The organism is Microscilla marina ATCC 23134 (genome assembly GCF_000169175.1).
In the GTDB taxonomy this organism is placed as follows: Bacteria; Bacteroidota; Bacteroidia; order Cytophagales; family Microscillaceae; genus Microscilla; species Microscilla marina.
In genome coordinates this window covers 62,280-83,835 of record NZ_AAWS01000011.1, presented here as the reverse complement: position 1 = coordinate 83,835, position 21,556 = coordinate 62,280, and the positions used below count along the sequence as shown (strand labels likewise).

Genomic DNA, 21,556 nt, shown 5'->3' with positions numbered 1-21,556 from the left:
CTTTAAGAAAACAGGTGTTTTACAGTTATTTATACCTGACATGTTTAAAAAAACCTGCCAGGTATAGACAAAAGCTTTCACCTATTCGCTTTTAGTAAAAATATTGCCAAACACACGGTAAAAACCACCCTGCCCCGATTCTCTGATTTCGTCTACCAAATAGGTAGCGCCTTCTTTGCGCAGGTTTTTCGGAAATTGCACGTTCCAGTTGGCTTCATGCCCTGGCGACAAAGCTCTTACTCTTAGTTTGCCCCCTTCTTTGATGCACTTCAGCAATACCCCCTGGGCATCATCGGCAGCCTCTTCGAGCACATCAGTATTTACTACGGCTACTTGTTTTTTGGGCGCCTTAATATCTTTTACCTGTGGTAACTCTCCCTCTTCTGCCTTTTTGATTGCCTCGGCGCTGGCGTCTATACAAGTAAGTACCCCATGGGTAGTCACAATATAGAGCTTTTCGTTGTGGTATTGCATAGAGTAAGCCGAACCACAAGTGGTGGCAAGTTTCCAGAGACGTTTGCCAGCTTTGTCAAAGCAATACACCGACGAGGAACTATCACCACCAAAGATAAATTCGTTATTGTCAGACGCAGCACAAGAATAAAAAGCCCCTTCGCCCTTCATTTCGGCAAGTTTTGCTCCTTCCTTGTCAAACAACTCCAGCCAAGCACTACTAGAGCCCGTTAATACAGTATCTTGAGTACGCCAACCAAACATTACGCTGCCCTTGGTGCCTTGGTTCCACAGGTTGTTACCCGTTTGTCCATCGTAACAACTCACACCGCTGCTATGCCCGTGGTATACACGCCCAGCATCGTCGCAACGCACCATCCAACCACTGGAACCAGTGCTTTTCTTGCTCCATTGCTCTTCGTCATCGTAATCAATCACAGTTACCTGTCCAGCACTGTCCGACACCCCCAGCAGCCCACTGTTGATGTCTAGCCAATAGATATCTACATCTTCTTTGATCTCATACGCTTTGCGTGGAAGCTTGCCAGTGAGGTCATATACGTTGCCATCGTCACAACCCACATAAATCCAGTCGCTGTCGGCAATGATACATTTCACCCCATCGGGCAATTTATATTGGTTGAGCACTTCGCCCTGATGGTTGAGTTTATACACCGCACCATCTTCGTTGCCCATCCAGCAAAAGCGGTCATCTATGTAAATACCAAAGGCTGCCGAGCCTGAGTCAAACTTCCATAATACAGGTGACTTTTTGGCGGTAGATTTGGTAGAAGCTATGCTACGGCGCGAAATTGCCCGTTTTTTTCTTTGCCCTATTACCGCCTCAGCATATCCTTTGCTCTTTTTGGCTTTTATTTTTTTGTTGGCTTCTTTTACCGCTGCGTCGTTGGTAGCAAAGCTTTTGGTAGACTTGGTGCCGTCAGTGCCTATGCGCCCATAGCGAATAGTAAGTTCGGTGTCATCTATTACTACTTCATAAAACTTGTGGGCAGCTCCAGTATCTTCTGAAAGCTCCAGGTATGTTTTGGTCATGGTGTTGGTTTTAATTTGGGTGGTTTGAGTAAAATTTTATTCTTACCAACCACAGTTGAGATGTTTTAATAAATTTAGTTGGCTGGCAAATATAAAGTGGTTGTATACGGTAGTTAAGGTAATAAGTTTCGAGCAATATGACAGTTTTTGGGCACACTAAAAACACGCATCACCTTTGGTTTTTGGCTTTTCTGACCAAACTTTCATATTGTGTCCAAAAATTAGTCTGCTGATCGGTCAAATCAGGTTGGTAGCTTTGCCAGAGTTGGGTTCCCTGCTTTACATTTTGCACGATCTCATTTTCCAACACTACTGTTTTTGAAGGTGAGGGAGGAGAAGTTGATATAGTCGGGGTAGACAAAGCAGCAGAGGTTCGCCCAGCTCTCATGATCGCCTTACGATACTTTATGCCCCATACATAAATAATGAGTAAGATTATAAATGGCCAAAAGTTTACCCAAAAATTGTTACTCTCAAAAAATTCGAGAAAACTTTTATATTTTTTTTCTTCGGTCTCTCCTGTTTCGTCAAGGTATCCCTGTATGCCACTTTTCCACGCATTGTATTCTGCCAATGCCTTATGGTAGCCTGCCTCAAAACCATATTTTTCTTGTTGTTTTATAAGTTGTTGGTAAGCTTGCCTCATATAAGTGTAATCGTCTAGCTCACTCGATGCATACTCTGAATCGAAATATATTTGAAACTTAGTATAATCAAAAATCATGGATTGAACGTCAGCCTTCCTTATATCGATTTTGTATAACACCTTTGCTTGCTTTACTTTCCGAAAGTCAAGAACAGCCCCGTTTTTTACCTTTACGTTTACCAACAATATATGCTGAGGCAACTGAGCCCCACTAAAGCTAACCACTTTTGCAAAAGAAGCATCAGAAAGCAATAGCTTCTTCTGAAATACTGCTTTACTAAAGTCTACCGTATCTCGAAACGACACCGCTTCAAATATGGCAAGGTCTTGAAAACTGGCTTTAGAAAAATTGACCAGGCTATCAAATCTTGCCCCATAAAAATTAGCGTTTTTGCTGAAAGTAGCATTTGATAAATTGACAGTCTTTTCAAATTTAACTCTTTCAGCTACAAAGTCTCCTAGAAAAATAGTGGATTGTGCTTTTAATGTTTGATCCAATACCCTCAACCGGTCTTTATACAAAATTTCTTGGTCTGGTATATTTTGACTGATCAAGAAATCTAACTTAAAATCACGTGTGTATTCACGCTTACTATAATCAAACATTTGTTGCGCAGGTAGAGGCAATACCCAACCCAAACACCCCGCAAAAAAAAGAAAATATTGAAGTACTTTTTTCATGAAATAAAATATGAATGATCAACATAATAATAATCAACTACGAATACTTTCGGCTACTTATCCTCTCCCTTGCTTAATCCAGCAAACTCAATACATCTTCTTTAGTCAAACTCTTGATAAAGCTCTCTTCGGTAGTAATCAGGTCTTGCGCTAAGCGCCTTTTGTTGGTTTGCAAAGCAAGAATCTTTTCTTCTACGGTACCCTTGGTAATAAATTTATAGGTAAACACCGTGTTTTCTTGCCCTATGCGGTGAGCACGATCAACCGCTTGTGCTTCAATGGCAGGATTCCACCAGGGATCCAACAAAAACACATACTCGGCAGCCGTAAGGTTGAGCCCTACCCCACCCGCTTTGAGCGAGATCAAAAACAATTGGATTTCGTCATTGGTCTGAAACTGCTCTACTTGTTGCTGGCGATTTTTGGTAGAACCATCTAAGTAAGCAAATCGCCATTGTCTTTCTTCAAACGCATTTTTTAGCAACTGTAAATGTTTTACAAACTGGCTAAACACCAACACTTTGTGCCCATTGCCAATGATGCTCTCCAGCTTATATAAAATATCATCCATCTTACCCGAACTCTCCTCATAGCCTTGATCAATCATACGTGGGTGGTTGGCAAGTTGACGCAACTTAGTAAGTCCCTGCAATAATAAAAACTGGGTTTTTGCCATTCCACTGCTTTCTATTTGCTTAAGAATCTCGTTACGGTACTGTGACTTTACTTTTTCGTAGGCTTTTTCTTGTTCGTGGGTCATGGCACAATACTGTACATTCTCTATTTTTTCGGGCAACTCAGTCGCCACCTGGCTTTTCAAACGACGTAAAATAAAAGGTTTGATAACGCTCTTGAGCTTGGCTAGTTTCTCCATGTCGTTTTTCTTCTCAATGGGCAACAAATACTCTTTCTTAAAAAATGCCTGTGAGCCTAATAAACCAGGATTAATAAATGAAATTTGTGACCATAAATCCAGTGTGGTATTTTCAAGTGGGGTTCCGGTTAAAATTAAACGATGTTTTGAGCGCAATTGCTTCACGGCTTTGGTAACTGCGGCGGAGGGGTTTTTGATTGCCTGTGACTCGTCCAGAATGACATAGTTGAACTGGTAGTCCATCAAAATGTCAATATCGATGCGTGTAATGCCATACGAAGTAACCACTAGGTCGTAATGCTGAAACTGCGCTACATTTTTTTTCCGGGTGGTACCTGTGTATACAAATATTTTGAGGTTGGGCACAAACTTATGGGCTTCTAACTGCCAATTGTAAATCAACGAAGTAGGAATAATAAGCAACGATGCCTGAGTAATTCCTTGCTCTTTTTGAGCCTGGAGCAAGGCAAGCGCCTGAATGGTTTTACCTAAGCCCATATCATCGGCAAGGCAACCACCAAAACGATACTCGTTCAAGAAATTGAGCCAGTCATAGCCCGCTTGCTGATAGGGACGCAAACTACCATTAAAACTTTGCGGGGGTTCGGCTTTGGCTATTTTCTCAAAGTCGCGGAACTGCGCCAGTTTGCGGTTCAGAGTTACCTTGGCATGTTTTCCATTTTTGAGGTCTTGAATCAAAGACAAATGGTGCTTTTTTAATTGGATATTCTCTGCATCACGCGCTTCCGAAAAAGCAAGCAATTCGGCATATTGTGCCAGCCAGGCTTCGGGTATAATGGCAATTTCGCCATTGGGCAAAGCAAACTCGGTTTTCTTTTGCAAAATAAGCTGACGCAGTTCAAAAAATGGAATTGCGAACTCACCAAACCTTACCGTAGCATAAATATCAAACCAGTCTTTGTTCTCTTTGATCTCCACCTTGATTTCTGCTTTGCCCAAAAAATATTTTTTGGTGTTACGGGTGTTTTGTTCTACCCTAAAACCGTGTTCTTCTAGCAATTGGGTATGCTCATTGATCCAACTAAAGGCCGCCTCTTTGCCCAAGAGTACATAGCCGTTTTTGAGCGGCAACTCTTGGTCTTTGAGCAATTTTATAATGTTAGTTTCATAATTTGTCTTGCGGCGTATTCTAAAAAAAGTATAATCAGTACCTTCTTGCTCTACCTCTACATTTACTTCTGGTTGTTTATCAGCTTTGAACCTAAACCGATCGTACTGAAAACTTAACTCAAACAATACCTTATAGTTACGCGGTGCATCCTTGTCATTATTACCAAACAAATCACCCGCAGCATCATCGGTATAATACTCAGAAAAAGTAAGCACAGGTTGTGCCTCGAAGCTGCGCGAAACGATTTTAAATCCCTTGGCATAAACGTCAAATGATGCTACCAGGGGTGCTACAAATTTGCGATAGTAGGTGTCTTCTACCTTGCGAGGTATCAATATAAATTTTTTGTTCAAAAAAGGCTGAATCTTTTTCCCATCTATGCCATTGGCAAAGTAGTGCAGCGTTTTGTCTAACAACAACCACGCAGGCTCATTACACACCACAATGGCATTTTTATATTGAAAATCAAGCTTTTCTCCTTGGTACTTGATCGTAGGAAAATAATGGGTATTTTCTTCGTTTCTACGAAAATGAAATAACACAGTAGCGGCTTCGGAGGCTATTTCGAGTTGTTTCCAGGTGGGTTCTCCATCACGTCCCATTTCAAACACCATTTTGTCTTCAAGCAATGATAAAATTTTTGCCCGACGCACTTTTACATAGTTGGCAATACTCTCTTGTAGTGCTTTATCGCCTTTTTCGGGATCGTATATCTTTAGAAAAAAATCATTGGTTTTTATTTTCTTGTTATAAAACTTCTTAACAATGGTTTCTTGTTGAATGGCATCAATCAGCTCTATCAGTTCATAGTCTACCTCATTGAGCCCCCGCCCAAACTCGCGGGCGTTTTGCGATGAAATGTTTTGATGCTGATAAGTAAGCTCACCTTTGGAGTTTCGCTGCACTACATAAGAGTCAAACAAATATCCCAGGTATTGGTGCTCGAACAACGAATATACTAACTGAAAGGGTTGTGTAGTGGATACTTTCATAACAAACTCATGATAATACAATGGAAAACCTCCCGATTTATTGAAGCAAACGTCGGAGAAACCAAAATTTTAAAGAATTAGACAGCATACAGCAGAGGAGGTTTTCACTTTAATTTATTGTGCAATTGAGGCAACAAAGGCATGAAGATCAAATCTACCTCTTATAAAATTTGATCAAGTTAAATGATTCGAATGAATTTGTCGAATAAACAAGGTTGCAATTCGATAAATCGCCTTATTTGGCAAAAAATAATGGTTTAAATCAAAGAAAAATATGGCGCAAGTCAAGCAAAGAAATTACATGCATAAGATATAAACATATTCTTTTTTGATCCGTAGATATATAGTATAAAGCTGACCACCTCTCATAATAATACAAAATATACTACTTTAATTTAAAGTATTCCACTTTTAAAGCTTGACAATCACTTCAATACCATTGTTTAAAGCCAAGATTTGTGGAAGTTTTCAGGCAATGTTCAACCCAATACCTGATTGCTGGATGTAAGTTTTGATATGCTTGCACCAAATATACTACGGTAAACCAACACAAATAACACTATATGCTATGAGAAATGTTCAACTAAAAAAAGGTAAGGCTGCCAAAAATCAAATACATTATGTACCCGATGCTACTTCGCTTAATGAGTATGAGATAGCTTGGGCCATTGCACATAGAAGTCACAAGAAAAATGTAGAGTACGAGGTAGATGGCGATGAATTGATTGAGTATTCGTTTGCCAAGGGGTGCTTTCACCGATGGGTAATTACTACAGTACAAGACAACAAAGTGGTATTGTCGAGTATTTGAGAAATAAGCATCAATCATCATTAGTCACCAGTTATAATGATGAAAAGCAAGAGGGTACAACCATTGCTATAAAAAAATATACTCCACTTTACAACAAGCACAAAGGGACTGATTTAATCTGAATGATAAATCAGCCCCTTTTATTATGTCAAATAAATTAGTTATTTTCTCTTATTGATGTACCTCGCCAATGTTTTGCGGGTAGATGAGTAGGTAAACAACGACACAATCTCGCGATAATTTTCGGGGTCGTGTACATAGTTGTACGCCAGTTTGGCAAACTCTAGTTTGTTGTCTTCAAAATTAAACAATTGGATCACAGTTTTAATCTGGCTCACCTTTATGCATTGCTTTTGCTTTATAAATGAGGTGGCCATAGTCATTCGCTCTTCTTCAAACGACTCTTGCTGTAATTGTTGCTTATGGGTATTAAAGGTTGCCTCACTTAGTGGTTTTGCGCATTTTTGGGCATGAACAAGTTGCCCTAAACCTACTGCTTCTATACAGGCCAACAGTGCCAAGGCAAGAAAACCAGTTTTTATTAAATGTTTCATAAGACAATTGCTTAGTTAATTATTCTATAATACGAAGTTTTTGGAGCAATTGCGCTAAAAAACAAAAAAAACCCAAGCCAATTTGTACTTACACAAATAACTCTTGGGTTAAATCAATATCTACAATAGCAAATTGAAAGATATACAAAACTTAGTTTCAGAAATAATGTTGTTGAAAGATGTTTGGTTGCTAGTAGGAACTTGGGAGTTTCATATAGTACAATGCTTTCTATCAGAGAAAATGACAATCTCATACATAAAATATTACTTTATGAATTAACAAAAACATAAAGCATTGACAGTCAAATATTTATATTTACAAAAAAAGGCAAGATTTTTTATGATAAAAAATCTTGCCTTTGTATTTACAGCCAATAGTTTGATAAACCTACCTAAAGCCCATCGCTTTTCTTGCCCGATTAAGCACTGGTGTGGCTATGTCACGGGCTTTGGTTTCACCTTCTGCCAGTTTACTGTGCAAGTCGGTCAGGTTATTCATATAATGATCAAATAGTTCGCGCTGTTTTTCGTATTTGGTCATTATCAACTCTAGCAATTCTTTTTTGGCATGTCCATAACCATAATTCCCGCCTGTATAGTTTTCACGCATTTTGGTCGCTTGGGTATCATTGGCCAACAAACCATACAGTGCAAATACGTTGCACTTGTCAGGATCTTTGGGGTCTTCTAGCGGGGTGCTGTCTGTTTCTATACCCATCACCTGCTTTTTGAGCTTTCCCTTGGGCAAAAACATGTCTATATAGTTGTTATAAGACTTGCTCATTTTTCGTCCATCGGTTCCTGGAATGGTCATCAGATCAGCATCAATACGCGCTTCTGGCAATACAAAAATCTCTTCACCATAGTGATTATTTATTCTTTTTGCCACAAAACGGGTAAACTCCAGGTGTTGCTTTTGATCTTTGCCTACTGGTACCACATCGGCATCATACAACAATATATCGGCGGCCATTAGCATAGGGTAAGTAAATAAACCTGAATTTACATTTTCGTCGCCTTCACCTCCCAATGCTTCTGACTTGTCTTTGAACGAGTGGGCAAGTTCCATCCGTGAAAACGGCATAAAACAACTCAAGTACCAGGCAAGTTCGGTTACTTCAGGTACCCTCGATTGACGGTAAAAGGTGTTCTTGTCAGTATCGAAACCAAGCGCCAACCAAGCAGCAGCTACTGCATTTACATTTCCTTCACGCACTTTTGGGTCTCTTATGGTAGTAAGCGAGTGCAGGTCTGCAATAAAAAAGAAAGATTCATTTTTTGGGTCTTCTGATAGTTCAATACCAGGCTGAATTGCACCTAGAATGTTTCCCAAATGTGGTCTTCCTGAACTTTGAATGCCAGTGAGTATCCTTGCCATTTTTTATACTAATTTTTAAATGAAGGTCACAAATATAAGAAATTTTACCAGAAAGGGGGCTTTGTCTTGTTTCAAGGCTTTAATTAACTGTTAATCAAGATGTTGTATTTCAATTTGGGATTAAAAGTAGCACTTATGCATAATTTTTCGTCTTAGAATAAGTTTACAAACCTACAGACAAATGGTCTTTTATGTTGATGGATACACCTTAAATTGATTGGGTGGCCAGTAAATCAAGTGATGATTGTTTGTATATAGTACACCATCCGCTACCCTACCGCTATATAAAGCTAAGTTTTTTTAGCACTATTTCTATAATATTAATAGAAACTATGCCTGCTAATATCAAAAAATGGGATTAATTCGTAGCTAAAAAAGTGTTTATCGCAGGTTATTCACAAATAACCTTTAAATTTGCTTCTTATTTTTCACTATATCGTATTAAAATAGGTACTTTTAAAACACTAAAAAGGCCTATAAAAATAAGTGAGAAGAGATGATTGAATGTCCCTCATTAATATAAAATAAATAGTTAATTCGATTGTAATATGATTGTAGTTACAGGTGCCGCTGGTTTTATAGGAAGTTGTTTAATTAGTAAACTAAACTCCGAAAACTATCAGGCGGTAATCGCAGTAGACAAGTTTGACAACGAAGCTAAGAATAAAAACCTGGAAGGAAAGACCATCAAAGAGCGCGTTGAACGCAACAAGTTCTTTGACTGGTTTGACAAACACCACGAAGAAGTAGAATTCATTTTTCACATTGGTGCGCGCACAGATACGACCGAGTTTAATGTTGATATCTTCAACGAACTAAATCTTAACTATACCAAAAAACTTTGGCAATACTGCTGTAAATATCACATCCCGCTAGTTTATGCATCTTCTGCTGCTACTTATGGTGGTGGCGAACACGGCTACGACGATAGCGAAGAGGTTATACCTAAGCTAAAACCTTTGAATCCTTACGGAGATTCAAAAAATGACTTTGACCTTTGGGCACTGCAACAAGACAAAAAACCTTGGTTCTGGGCAGGTCTTAAGTTTTTTAATGTGTACGGTCCCAACGAGTACCACAAAAAGCGTATGGCATCGGTAATTTTGCATGCTTTTAATCAAATAAAAGCTACTGATAAAATGAAGCTTTTTCGCTCGCACCGTGCCGATTTTAAAGACGGAGAGCAAAGCCGTGACTTTGTGTATGTAAAAGACGTGGTGGAGGTAATGATGTTTTTGATGAAACACCGCAAAGACTCTGGTATTTACAACCTGGGTACTGGTCAGGCACGTACTTTTCTTGACTTGGTTCGCAATACTTTTAAAGGAATGGGCAAAGAAGAAGACATTTCGTTTATTGATACACCCGAAGATATTAGAGACAAATATCAGTACTTTACTGAGGCTAATATGCAAAAGTTGATCAATATTGGGTATGACAAACCTTTCCATTCTCTTGAAGAAGGTGTGCAAGATTACGTAAAAAATTACCTGATGGAGCAAAAATACTTTTAAGATCAATCAATTGAAGGTTGATAGTTTTCAGCAATTTTCTATTACTTTGCCAAAATTATCAACCTTTATCTGTTGATTGTCAAACATGAATACTTACGGAAAAGCTTTTAGAATTACCACCTTTGGCGAATCGCACGGCGATGCTATTGGTGTAATCATTGATGGTTGCCCTTCAAACCTTGCACTGGATATGGAGTTTATTCAACGTGAACTAAACCGCCGTCGTCCAGGGCAGTCTAAAATAGTGACGCAACGCAAAGAACCTGATCAAGTGCAGGTCATTTCAGGAATATTTGAAGGAAAAACCACTGGAACCCCTCTTACTTTGGTTATTTGGAACCAAGACGCCAAAAGCAAGGATTACTCGCACATAGCCAATCAGTTTCGCCCTTCTCACGCTGACTATACTTATCAGCAAAAATATGGTATTCGTGATTATCGCGGAGGCGGCAGAAGCTCTGCCCGTGAAACAGCCGCGCGTGTGGCAGCAGGTGCCATTGCCAAGCAAATTTTGTGGCAACAAGGAATCAAAATCACCGCTTATACCTCGCAAGTGGGCAGTATCAAACTTACCACTCCTTATCAACACCTTGATTTTTCTCAAATAGAGCAAAACGATGTGCGCTGCCCTGACCCAACGCTTGCTACCCAAATGATAGAATGCATAAAAGAGGTGCGCAAACAAGGAGACACTATAGGTGGAGTAGTAAATGCAGTAATAGAAAACACACCTTCAGGGTTAGGCGAGCCTGTATTTGACAAACTACACGCTGAATTGGGCAAAGCAATGCTCAGCATAAATGCAGTGAAGGGTTTTGAGTATGGTAGTGGGTTTGATGGGGTAGAAATGCTCGGATCGGCTCATAATGACCTGATATATAAAGATGAATCTGGCGAAGCCCGCACCCGATCTAACTACTCTGGGGGTATTCAGGGAGGCATTTCCAACGGTGAAGATATTTATTTTAGGGTGGCTTTTAAACCTGTAGCTACACTTATGCAAGACCAGGAAAGCCTAAATACTCAGGGTGATAGTGTCACTGTCACTGGTAAAGGTAGACACGACCCTTGTGTGGTGCCTCGTGCAGTGGTGATTGTAGAGGCGATGGCAGCTTTGGTATTGCTTGATTTTTACCTGAGAAACCAACAAACTGTTGAAATAAAACCCTAAACATCCAATACAGAATCGTTCGCTAAAATTAGAGACATTTTTCACAAAAAAAGACCAAAATAATGTAACAATAGGTTTAAAGTGGCTGTTTTGTGCAGAACTTAAAGAGTTTGAACATATTCTAATCAAACAACCGCTGTAAAACACTTGTTGAAGGACAGGTGTTTTTCTTTAGTGATCTTTCATAAATAATTCGAGCCATTAAAGTGTATCTACTGCCCTCATTCTTCTCAAAAAAAAAAGTTTCATAGCTTTGGCTATGCACCGTTTTTTTTGAATCGTTTGAGAACAATATATTTTCTTGAATTGGCACAGCTTATTTTTTCCAGATCACTTATGGTACATTTTGTCTAAATTCAAAAAAAACATATCGCATGCGCAAAAAAATTACTCCTATATTATTTCTGCTACTTACTACCGTTTTTATGCAGGGCTGCAACTCCAGCTCTAAAACCAGTAAAAGCAATGCTACCTCAAACAACCCTCAAAACCTGCCCTTAGAGAAAATAAAATTACCTAAAGGTTTTCAGATTTCTATTTTTGCCAATGGAGTAAACGAAGCCCGCTCGATGGTAAGAGGCGATAAAGGGACTATTTTTGTGGGCAACCGTGGTGGTGGTAATGTATATGCTGTAGTAGACAATGATAATGACTATAAAGCCGACAAAGTTTACACCATTGCTTCTGGGCTCAACATGCCTTGTGGGGTGGCTTTTCGCAAGGGAAGCTTATATGTGGCAGAGGTAAGTCGTATTTTGAGGTATGACAATATAGAAGCCAACTTGGACAAACCACCCAAACCTGTAGTAGTCTATGATAAGTACCCTACTGATAGGCACCACGGCTGGAAATTCATCGCGTTTGGTCCTGATGATAAACTTTATGTACCTGTAGGGGCTCCCTGCAATATCTGTGAACGTTTAGAAAACCCTACATATGCTTCTATTACCCGTATGAACCCAGACGGTTCTGGTATGAAGGTATTTGCCAGTGGTGTACGCAATAGTGTGGGGTTCGACTGGCACCCTGATACCAAAGAGTTGTGGTTTACAGATAATGGACGTGATATGTTAGGCGATGACTTGCCGTCTGATGAGTTGAACCATGCGCCTAAGAAAGGGATGCACTTTGGCTACCCCTATTGCCACCAGGGCGACACCAAAGATCCTAAGTTTGGCGATAAACGCCCTTGCAGTGACTTTACTCCTCCTGCCCAAAAACTAGGGGCACATGTGGCAGCTCTGGGGATGCGATTTTATACAGGCAAAATGTTTCCCAATGATTATAACAAAAAAGCTTTCATTGCGATGCATGGCTCTTGGAACCGCAGCAAAAAAGTAGGGTATAAGTTGGCTTTGGTGCAAACCAAAGAAGGTAAAGTAACTGATTTTGAGACATTTGCTGAAGGTTGGCTTGATCATGAAAAACAACTTGCCTGGGGGCGTCCAGTAGATGTACTGCAAATGCCTGATGGTTCTTTGTTGGTGTCTGATGACATGGCCAATGTAATTTATCGGATTACTTATAAGTAAACTTTTAATCAATTTCTCCCCTGGCTCTATGGGTTCAATACTATTGGGCTGGGTATATTATACGTTAACTTTAGCCACAGACAGATGAAGTCAAACATTGCTCAAGAACTGAAAGATTCATACGATGCCCAATATAAAGATCCTCATATAAAAAAATGGCGGGAACTGGGTGCTAAAAATAAAGTTCAGAATATCATCAATATTACCCAAGGCCACTCTTTTGACAGGGTGTTGGAAGTAGGGTCAGGCGATGGAAGTATTTTGCAGGAACTTTCTCGCCAAAATTTCGCTCAGGAGCTTTACTCAGTAGAAATCTCCCAGAGTGGCCTTGAGGCCATTCAAGCACGCAATATACCACAGCTTAAAAGTGTACAACTTTTTGATGGATATAAGGTACCCTTTGAAGACCATAGTTTTGATTTGGTAATACTGACTCATGTGCTGGAGCACGTAGAGTTTGAACGTTTGCTTTTGCGGGAGTTGAAAAGGTTGGCAAAGCATCAGGTAATTGAGGTTCCTAAAGATTATCGTTTTGGGGTAGACAAAAAACTCAAGCATTTTCTGGCTTATGGTCACATCAATATGTATACTCCCAGCTCGCTCAGGTTTTTGGTCAAAAGTGAAGGTTTTCGTATTCTCAAAAACAATACAGCCATTTACTCTAAGGATGTATACACTTTTAACAAACCTTCTTTTACCCAAAAACTAAAAGCCCAGATGGTATACCTGGCCAAGCAAGCCTTGACCCATACCCCCTCTGTTGCGTTCAACCATCGGTACATCGACACCATTACTTTGTTTACCGAAAGCAGTGACCAGGGTTTAGATATTATGTAAAAACAAAAGCCGTTGCTTCTCTCGTGTAGCAACGGCTTTTTTAGATTTTAATGAGTAAACAGGATAACGTTTCAGAGTTTGTGTAAACTCGATTTTTGAGTACTGATTACCAGAAGTTTAGACGAAAAAAACACACAAAATGAAACGTTATCGTAAATGGCTACGAAAGCCCTTCTGCGTCTGCCACAATCTCGGCAAGGTCAAACACCTTTACATCGTGCTCGCGCTCTTTGCTTTTCACTCCATCGGTCATCATAGTCATACAGAAAGGACAAGCCGCTGCTACCACATTGGCACCCGTTTCAAGGGCGTCTTCTATACGCTCTACATTGATCTCTTTGCTGCCTTTTTCGGCGTCTTTAAACATTTGCGCCCCTCCTGCTCCACAGCATAAACCTTTGGTACGGCAACGCTTCATTTCTACCAGGTCGGCATCGAGTTGCTCAAGTACCTTGCGAGGAGCTTCGTAAATGTCGTTGGCTCGGCCTAGGTAACAAGAGTCATGGTAGGTAATTTTTTTGCCTTTAAACTCTCCTCCTTCTGACATTTTTACTTTTCCAGCGTCAATCAATTGCTGCAAAAACGTAGAGTGGTGAATTACTTCATAGTCGCCGCCCAATTCTTTGTATTCATTTTTGAGAATATTAAAGCAATGGGGACAAGCGGTTACTATTTTTTTGATGTTGTAAGCATTCAACAACTCAATGTTGCCAATCGCCTGCATTTGAAAAAGGTCTTCGCGTCCAGCACGTTTGGCAGGATCACCAGTACAAGACTCTTCGGTGCCCAGCACGGCAAAGTCAATGCCCACTTTGTTCAATATTTTCACCATAGCAATGGTTACTTTTTTGTAACGATCATCAAATGATCCTGCACAACCTACCCAGAAAAGTACCTCTGGGGTCTTGCCTTCTGCTGCCAAATCCGCCATCAAAGGCACTTTATATGTCATTTCGCTCATTTTTTTTACGTTTAATACCGGCTTATATACACTGCCGGTTTTTACTCAGTGCAAGCACATCAAAACAGTACTTGCATTAACTATATATAAAAAATTAATGCTAATATTCGGTGCAATCTGCATCGCCTAACGTGGCGGTGCTATCCTTTTGGGCACAACTCCTCCCCCTTTATTTTTAGTATCTACCTGCTCTACCTGCAGGGCGTTGTAGTTTACAAAGCTGCCAATGAGGTTATGAAAAGCAGGGCGGATAAATAGGGTCATTCCAAATATAATCAGAGATAAGGATATAGATACTGCAATATTGTTCTTCTTTATTTCGGCTATTTCGTCCAGGTCTATAGTGGCTTTGATGTATACAAAAAAGCTGATAAGAATTAGCAAGACGCTAAACGTCAAAGAAATAACATAGAACAAAAAGAAATACCCCAACGAAATCATAAATATCTTGATCGTGATTTTGTTATGCGCCTCTGCCATTGTTTGCAAAGCACTGTTGGATGATTTTATGCTGGTTTGGATCAACAACAAGGTACAAATGATTAAAATTGCTTTGAACAGCGCAATAGAAATATTGCCTTCTTTGACCATTTTCAGTGTGTTTACCTTCAGCACCAGCTTGTCTATCACCTTTAAGGCAATGTAGATGGTAAGCAACCCAAAAACCAGCGACAGAGAAACGTCATAAATAGAAAAAATGATTCTGTTGGTATCCATACTTCAGGTTTTGTTTAATTGATGAGTTTTGGCTTTAGTTATAATAACCTTTGGCTGGCTCTATTTTATTAATTGTGTAATTACTGAAACCATCTTTGCCAAAAGCAAGTCTGGCGGGTCCGGTAGGTTCACACAAAATATATTTCTCGCCCCTATAGGTCACATATTTTTGATAAGGCTTGGGTACCCCCTTAATTGCCAGAAACAAATGCCCTGGAATAGTCACAAAAACAATTTTGTAACGAGGGTTGTGCAAAAGCACGCTGGCAAACAATACTGCTTTGGTATCGCAGTCGGCATAGCCCTTAGTTAAAGCCAATGAAGGTGGAAATATTCCCCCTGTCTGTTTATTGTTATACAAATCTGCCGGAATTTTATAAGGTATATCCTGACAAAATTTCAACAACTCGTCTATTGGTTTTTGGTAAGACGCATCACTCCCTACTTTTTTCATGATCATCTCATAAATAGGGCGGGTAATGTTTCGGCTGATATGGATCATTCGGTTGTAGTCGGGACTTGCGGTATTGTTTTGCACTTTAAAATACCCTCGTTCGGCAATTTCACGTATTTCTTCTTCTGAAGAAAAAGAACGTTTAAAAAAGTCAGGGGGCAAACCAAATCTATCGTTAATATTGTCAATAGACAACTTGCGATTGCCCCATTTCATTTTAGTTCCCCGGTTTGCCACGTCACGGTACACATAGTCAAACACATAGTTGTCCGATTCTACATCTACCCTTTGGTGGTTACGCTCTTTAGTAAGTTGAATAATGGCGGCAAAACTTGGAGCTGGGTCAACACGGGTATTGTCACCAGACGAACCGTCGCTTGAGCCGCTGTTACCGTCTTTGAAAAGATAGCTATAGTCACCGTGGTGGTCATTTTCTGACCCTGTATCTACAAATTCTTTGAAGTTTTCGCTTAACCCTCCTGCCAATGCCAACAATGCTACAAGCACTACTCCCAAAGTAAGGATGAGCTTGAACAAGCGACCAATGAACCGAAAAAGTCCCATAAGTTTTTAATTTTTGAGTAAACAAATCAATGGTAAGTAGCCGCAAGCAATTAGCTACAAGTAAGAGCAACTTGCTCATCATAAGGTAGTTACACCTACTCATTAGGTGTGTTTATGCTGCCTTGGTACTTACAACTAAATTATACATACATAAACTGTACAATTGTTCAAATAAAACGCCACAAGTAAGAGCAACTTGCTCATCATAAGGTAGTTATACCTACTCATTAGACATGTTTAATGCTGCCTTGGTACTTACTTCCACTCACTGTTCCCCTTACTAAGGGCACTCAACTGGCTGAGTGACTAACAACACGGTGGTTTTAGCGTATCATTAGTTTGCCTACCTCATTTTTATACTTTAAACTTTCCAACCTACTAAAACTTTGATCATAGATAGTCCAAACCTAAAAAGTTTGTTTTTGAACAATACTACATACAGCTCAAAAACAAACTTATGCTTACCTGTTTGTTAGTCATTCAGGTTCTCAGCCCAGTTGAAACGGTCAGTGGGCGAAAACTGCCAGGGAGCCATATTGTTCTCAATATTGGTAAACATTGAGTTCCACGATTGTGGGGTATCGGCTTCTTCCAGGGCAATGTAACGACGCATTTGTAAAATAATAGACAATGGGTCTATATTGATCGGGCAGGCATCTGTACAAGCATTGCAAGTAGTACAAGCCATCAATTCTTGTTTAGAAATGCGCTCATCGCTGTATAGTCCGTGGCCTTCTGCAAGGGCCTTTTCAAGCTCTCCTCCTTTGGCTATATACTCCCCTATTTCTTCCATTCGGTCGCGGGTATCCATCATTACTTTACGTGGCGATAGTTTTTTGCCAGTAATGTTTGCCGGACAGTTAGAAGTACACCTGCCGCACTCGGTACAAGAGTAGGCGTCCATGAGGTTTTTCCAGGTCAGGTCGTTGATGTCTTTGGCACCAAAACGATCAATTTCTGGCATGTTGCCATCGTCTTCTTTGAGCCCCAAAGCAAGCTGTACTTCATTGGTTACCGACTCCATATTGTCCATATAGCCTTTGGGCTGTAGGTTCGAGAAGTAGGTGTTTGGAAAAGCCAGTGCAATATGAAGGTGTTTAGAGTAGGTAACATATACAGCAAAAGCAAAGATACCTAAAATATGAAACCACCAGCCCACACGCTCTATCACTACCAAAGCGTTAATAGACAAACCCTCTAGCACAGGGGTAAGCATTTGGCTAAATAAAAATGCGCCAGTTTGGGTATAGTGCGCTGCGCCTTTAGCCTGTAATACAGTATCGGCAGCATTCATCAGCAAGATGGCAGCCATCAGGGTAATCTCCACCACCAAGATTACAGTGGCATCAAGGGTTGGCCAGCCTTTCATTTCGGGGCTACCAAAACGAGGTACCTTAAGTAGGTTACGACGAATAAGAAAGATAACACAGGCAAGTAATACGCCTACTGCCAAAAATTCAAAGAAACTGATGAGTACGGTATAAAAACCGCCCAACACCCCGGCAAAAATCCGGTGTGTACCTGTTACTCCGTCTATAATAATCTCTAATACTTCTATATTGATGAGTACAAACCCGGCGTATACCAAAAAGTGAAGTATCCCTACTAAAGGTTTGTCAAACATTTTTTGTTGCCCAAAGGCTATACGTAACATTGTTTTCCAGCGAGTCGATGGGTTATCTGTACGATCCAGTGACCTTCCCAACTTAATGTTGGCACTAATGCGGGAAACCCTGCGGTAAATCAGGTAAGCCGTCACCCCCAATGCAATCAAAAAAGCAACCTGCGGTAAAAATTTCATAATATTGAATTGTATTTACGTGTCTAATTTTTTAAAAATAAATATTTTTTTCGTTAAAAGTTTGGAATAACCAATCGCGTGGTTACCTTTGCACTCCCGATTGAAAAACAATGGTGACATAGCTCAGTTGGTAGAGCATCGGACTGAAAATCCGTGTGTCCCTGGTTCGAATCCTGGTGTCACCACTTTTTATTCGTTGAGCCTTTCTTTTAATTAAGAAAGGCTTTTTTGTTTTCTGGATTAAAGCTGTAACTTCACGCCATAATCCCTTCCTTATTTTAGTTTTTATTGTGTCAATATACATAATTGTACTCACCTCTTCAGTAAATTTTGTATTTTTATATCCTTGTATATAATTATTCTAAAAATACTCGGTTAGCATACTATTCTCAAAACAAATCTACGTAATTCAGTGGTTATTTAAACAACTTTCATAGTCTGATAGATTAATTTTGAATCATTCTAAATACCTTCTTTTTAAGTATCAAATATCTGAAGGTGCTACATTTTTTTTCTGTAAGTTTTGAGCCCCTATTTTTATCGACTTTGCCAGCTACTTTCCCTTTTTTAGGCTTGAGTACAGCCACATTATTTCTGTGATGAATACCCAAGCAGTGATAAAACATTGGCCTTGTTTTGTTTAACTTTTGGCTACTACACTTTTTTTATAGAATAATGAAAGTAAAAATAAAAGAAATCATATTTGACAAAAATTTTTATCATAAGTGATTTAAAAAAAATAAAAAAAAGATAGAAAATGTTTGCAATTAATCAGTGGCTTATTACCTTTGCACTCCCAACTAAGAAAAACAATGGTGACATAGCTCAGTTGGTAGAGCATCGGACTGAAAATCCGTGTGTCCCTGGTTCGAATCCAGGTGTCACCACTTATTTTAAAAAGCCCATTCAGGTATTCTGAATGGGTTTTCTTGTCTTCAGAAGCACCCCTCTTATTGTTTACCCACAGGTCATTGTTTCTAACTTATTTAATTACCATCATTTGCCATTGACTACTAAGCTCTACCTACCGTTTCTTTTACTTTGATGTTTTAAATGGTGGACATTGTTTGGTGGACGGTCTTATTCTTAATATCTCTAATTTGAGAATAATCGATGCATTATTTTCCCACAATTGATTCCAATTTTTATTGTCTTGCCATTCTTACTACCACTAGAGTCGTACAACCTCTCCTTTTAAGTAATCTTTAAAATATACAAAGTTTTGAGTGTTGTTAATTTTTAACATTTCAGAGATGTTATATAAATGTTCGAAGCAGTTATTTCTATAAAAATCAAAAAAGCTTTTAAAACTTACACACAATATTTTCTTAAACACAAGAACTTCCTTTTAGTCATTTTTTTGACTAAGCGTCAAAAAATTTCCACGCAATAGTACTTAAAAACAATAAAATATTATATTTTTGCCATTGAGTTATATTTTCAACTGGGATATTTAAATAAAACAGTAGTATAACTCACAATTTATACACAGAAAAATCACTAATACCCCAATTACATTACTTGGTTCTGTATCGAAAATGTTACATGACCAATACACAACTAAATTTACAATTTATATTACACTCTTTACACAGATGAAAAAGTACATGTTAATTGCAGTGACTGCCTTCTTAATGGGTAGTTGCTCAACCCGAACAGAGGATAATGTTACTCCTGACCCTCAGCAAAGTGTGGAATTGGTAAACAAAGCCACCAGAGACAAGATCATTGCTGACAACCTTAAAACTAAAGGTGAGTTTGAATGGGCTTGGGTAGACAATGCTACTTTGTTTTCGGCCATTACAGATGGCAACGATGGCTCAATGACGGTGGGCTACATGCCCGAAGGCTTCAAAAATATCAATACCCGCATGCATGAGATTGACGTAAAGTCTAGCGAATGGGTAAAAGCTAAAGAACAGCTTATCAGCGATATTCAAGCCGTTTACAAAAAGTATGGAATCAACAAAACCAGAAAAGAATTGGTGCTTAGAGAACATGACGTGTTGCCTTTCTTTAAAGTATCGGTTTCTATCGTCCAAGTAGTAGATCTGGTACGTAACTCACCCAAGGTACGTTATGCTGAACCATCTACCTATAATTTTACTATGCCAGGACAAAACAATCACCGAATTACTGGTTCGCCAGGATGTGGTTCAGAAACCAGTGGTACCATTCCATCGGCTGATTATTTCAGGGCTTCGGACAATGCTTTAGTGTCATGGCACTTAGAAAAAAACCGGGTAACTCAAGCTTGGGGAATCAGCGGCAAAGGACGCAACATTAACCTGGGGGTGATTGATACGGGAACATCTCCGGCACAGCCTAAATTAGGTAGTTCTTTTAATGGGGGTTACTCTAATGTTGGCAGAAGAATTCAACGTTATGGCACGTTTGCTCCAAGCGTATGGTTTTGGCAAAAACGTAAAATAGATGGTCCTAATGACGACTGTGGACACGGTACGTCTATGTCGGGAGTAATGGCTGCCCCAAGAACTACCGATGGCACTCCTACTGGAGTAGCTTATGAGTCTAACTTATATGCAGTACGTGGAACCGACGACGTAATGCTAAACAGTGGTGATGAGCAAGATGGGGTGAGTGATGCTTTGGTACTACTTGCCAACAAAAATACACACATCATTAGTATGTCGTTGGGTAACTTATGGTCGGTAGGGCAAATTGCCGATGCAGTAAGGTATGCTTATGGCAAAGGTAAAATGATTTTTAGTGCCGCAGGTACTTCATTCTCGTGGGCTAACAATATTGTAGGGGTGATTTTTCCAGCTACTATGTCAGAAATTTTAGCAGTAACTGGGGTAACAGACCGCAATGGTTACAAAGAGTGTCATAATTGTCACTATGGTAGAAAGGTAGATTTTGTATTGGTCATGCAAAGAGATGGCAGCAGCAGCCGCACTGCCTTGACCTTGCCTATGAGCGGTAACTCGCCCGATCAGGTGGGTGGCTCTTCGGTAGCCACTGCTACTATGGCAGGTATTGCGGCTTTGGTTTGGTCTACCAACCCTTCACAGTCTCGTGCTACTGTATTGCAACGCTTGAAAAGTAGTGCTGAGTTTTATCCTAATCGTAACTCTAGCTTTGGTTGGGGCAAGGTAGATGCTTATAAGGCTGTGGCAAGTGTACAATAAATTAATCCACAGGTGTGCCACCTCAAAAAACCTGTGAATGAATACGTTATAAATGTAACTAAAGCCACCCATGGTCATCTTTTGATCGTGGGTGGCTTTTTGCTTTGCAAATAATTCACAATAGTAATCAAATTACTGCTTATCAAGCACTTATTAACTTTGGGCACTCCTTGTTTATTTTTTTAGCAGGGCTTTTATTCAAACCTTTTCTTGAATTATACAATCCTTCTTACATATTTTCTGTTTTCACAATCAAATAGTTTATTTTAGTGAGAGAAG

At 39.6% G+C, this 21,556-nt stretch carries 15 protein-coding genes and 2 tRNA genes; 8 read left to right on the top strand and 9 right to left on the bottom strand.

Going from position 1 to position 21,556, the window contains the following annotated elements:
• Positions 1-81 precede the first annotated feature (81 nt).
• The 3 genes from M23134_RS11935 to M23134_RS11925 all read right to left on the bottom strand — a co-directional run bounded on the left by M23134_RS11935 (position 82) and on the right by M23134_RS11925 (position 5,831).
• Positions 82-1,506 carry a WGR domain-containing protein gene (locus M23134_RS11935; protein ID WP_002696318.1) on the bottom strand — a complete coding sequence of 475 codons (1,425 nt, stop codon included), beginning with the start codon at positions 1,504-1,506 and terminating at the stop codon, positions 82-84.
• Between the two features lie 169 nt (positions 1,507-1,675).
• Positions 1,676-2,833: a pentapeptide repeat-containing protein gene (locus M23134_RS11930; protein ID WP_002696316.1), complete on the bottom strand. Its 1,158-nt coding sequence runs from the start codon at positions 2,831-2,833 to the stop codon at positions 1,676-1,678.
• Between the two features lie 73 nt (positions 2,834-2,906).
• Positions 2,907-5,831, bottom strand: coding sequence for a DEAD/DEAH box helicase (locus M23134_RS11925; RefSeq protein WP_045113444.1), 2,925 nt, complete (start codon positions 5,829-5,831; stop codon positions 2,907-2,909).
• Between the two features lie 568 nt (positions 5,832-6,399).
• Here M23134_RS11925 and M23134_RS11920 point away from each other — a divergent pair.
• Entirely contained in the window at positions 6,400-6,642 is a 243-nt protein-coding gene (locus M23134_RS11920; protein ID WP_002696312.1) for a hypothetical protein, read from the top strand.
• Between the two features lie 161 nt (positions 6,643-6,803).
• Here the strand turns inward: M23134_RS11920 and M23134_RS11915 are convergent, their stop codons facing one another.
• Together M23134_RS11915 and trpS are read right to left on the bottom strand one after the other, a co-directional pair.
• Positions 6,804-7,196 carry a DUF4476 domain-containing protein gene (locus M23134_RS11915; protein WP_002696303.1) on the bottom strand — a complete coding sequence of 131 codons (393 nt, stop codon included), beginning with the start codon at positions 7,194-7,196 and terminating at the stop codon, positions 6,804-6,806.
• 388 nt (positions 7,197-7,584) lie between these two features.
• A complete protein-coding gene (trpS, locus tag M23134_RS11910) occupies positions 7,585-8,574 on the bottom strand; it encodes a tryptophan--tRNA ligase (protein WP_002696302.1) in 990 nt (329 codons plus the stop codon).
• A gap of 548 nt (positions 8,575-9,122) precedes the next feature.
• Between trpS and rfaD the strand changes: the two genes are divergently transcribed.
• The 4 genes from rfaD (at position 9,123) to M23134_RS11890 (ending at position 13,628) form a co-directional block, all read left to right on the top strand.
• On the top strand, positions 9,123-10,088 hold the full coding sequence (gene rfaD / locus M23134_RS11905; protein WP_002696300.1) for an ADP-glyceromanno-heptose 6-epimerase: 966 nt from the start codon (positions 9,123-9,125) through the stop codon (positions 10,086-10,088).
• Positions 10,089-10,173: 85 nt separating this feature from the next.
• Positions 10,174-11,259, top strand: a complete 1,086-nt coding sequence (aroC, locus tag M23134_RS11900) for a chorismate synthase (RefSeq protein WP_002696299.1) — start codon at positions 10,174-10,176, stop codon at positions 11,257-11,259.
• A 374-nt stretch (positions 11,260-11,633) separates the two neighbouring features.
• Complete coding sequence (locus M23134_RS11895; RefSeq protein WP_002696298.1) at positions 11,634-12,791, top strand: PQQ-dependent sugar dehydrogenase; 1,158 nt, start codon at positions 11,634-11,636, stop codon at positions 12,789-12,791.
• 84 nt (positions 12,792-12,875) lie between these two features.
• Positions 12,876-13,628, top strand: coding sequence for a class I SAM-dependent methyltransferase (locus tag M23134_RS11890; protein WP_002696297.1), 753 nt, complete (start codon positions 12,876-12,878; stop codon positions 13,626-13,628).
• Positions 13,629-13,788: 160 nt separating this feature from the next.
• On the opposite strand, the gene M23134_RS11885 is transcribed toward M23134_RS11890, so the two are convergent.
• The 4 genes from M23134_RS11885 to M23134_RS11870 form a co-directional block, all read right to left on the bottom strand.
• The gene (locus M23134_RS11885) at positions 13,789-14,589 is read right to left on the bottom strand and encodes a (Fe-S)-binding protein (protein WP_002696296.1); all 801 of its coding nucleotides are present in this window, start codon (positions 14,587-14,589) and stop codon (positions 13,789-13,791) included.
• Between the two features lie 126 nt (positions 14,590-14,715).
• A complete protein-coding gene (locus M23134_RS11880; protein WP_002696295.1) occupies positions 14,716-15,306 on the bottom strand; it encodes a DUF350 domain-containing protein in 591 nt (196 codons plus the stop codon).
• Between the two features lie 34 nt (positions 15,307-15,340).
• On the bottom strand, positions 15,341-16,324 hold the full coding sequence (locus M23134_RS11875) for a hypothetical protein (RefSeq protein ID WP_002696294.1): 984 nt from the start codon (positions 16,322-16,324) through the stop codon (positions 15,341-15,343).
• Positions 16,325-16,796: 472 nt separating this feature from the next.
• Positions 16,797-18,125: a (Fe-S)-binding protein gene (locus M23134_RS11870; RefSeq protein ID WP_002696293.1), complete on the bottom strand. Its 1,329-nt coding sequence runs from the start codon at positions 18,123-18,125 to the stop codon at positions 16,797-16,799.
• A 112-nt stretch (positions 18,126-18,237) separates the two neighbouring features.
• Here M23134_RS11870 and M23134_RS11865 point away from each other — a divergent pair.
• The 3 genes from M23134_RS11865 (at position 18,238) to M23134_RS11850 (ending at position 21,277) form a co-directional block, all read left to right on the top strand.
• Positions 18,238-18,310: transfer RNA gene (locus tag M23134_RS11865), tRNA-Phe, on the top strand.
• Between the two features lie 629 nt (positions 18,311-18,939).
• Positions 18,940-19,012: transfer RNA gene (locus M23134_RS11855), tRNA-Phe, on the top strand.
• 708 nt (positions 19,013-19,720) lie between these two features.
• Entirely contained in the window at positions 19,721-21,277 is a 1,557-nt protein-coding gene (locus tag M23134_RS11850; protein ID WP_045113443.1) for a S8/S53 family peptidase, read from the top strand.
• Positions 21,278-21,556 lie beyond the last annotated feature (279 nt).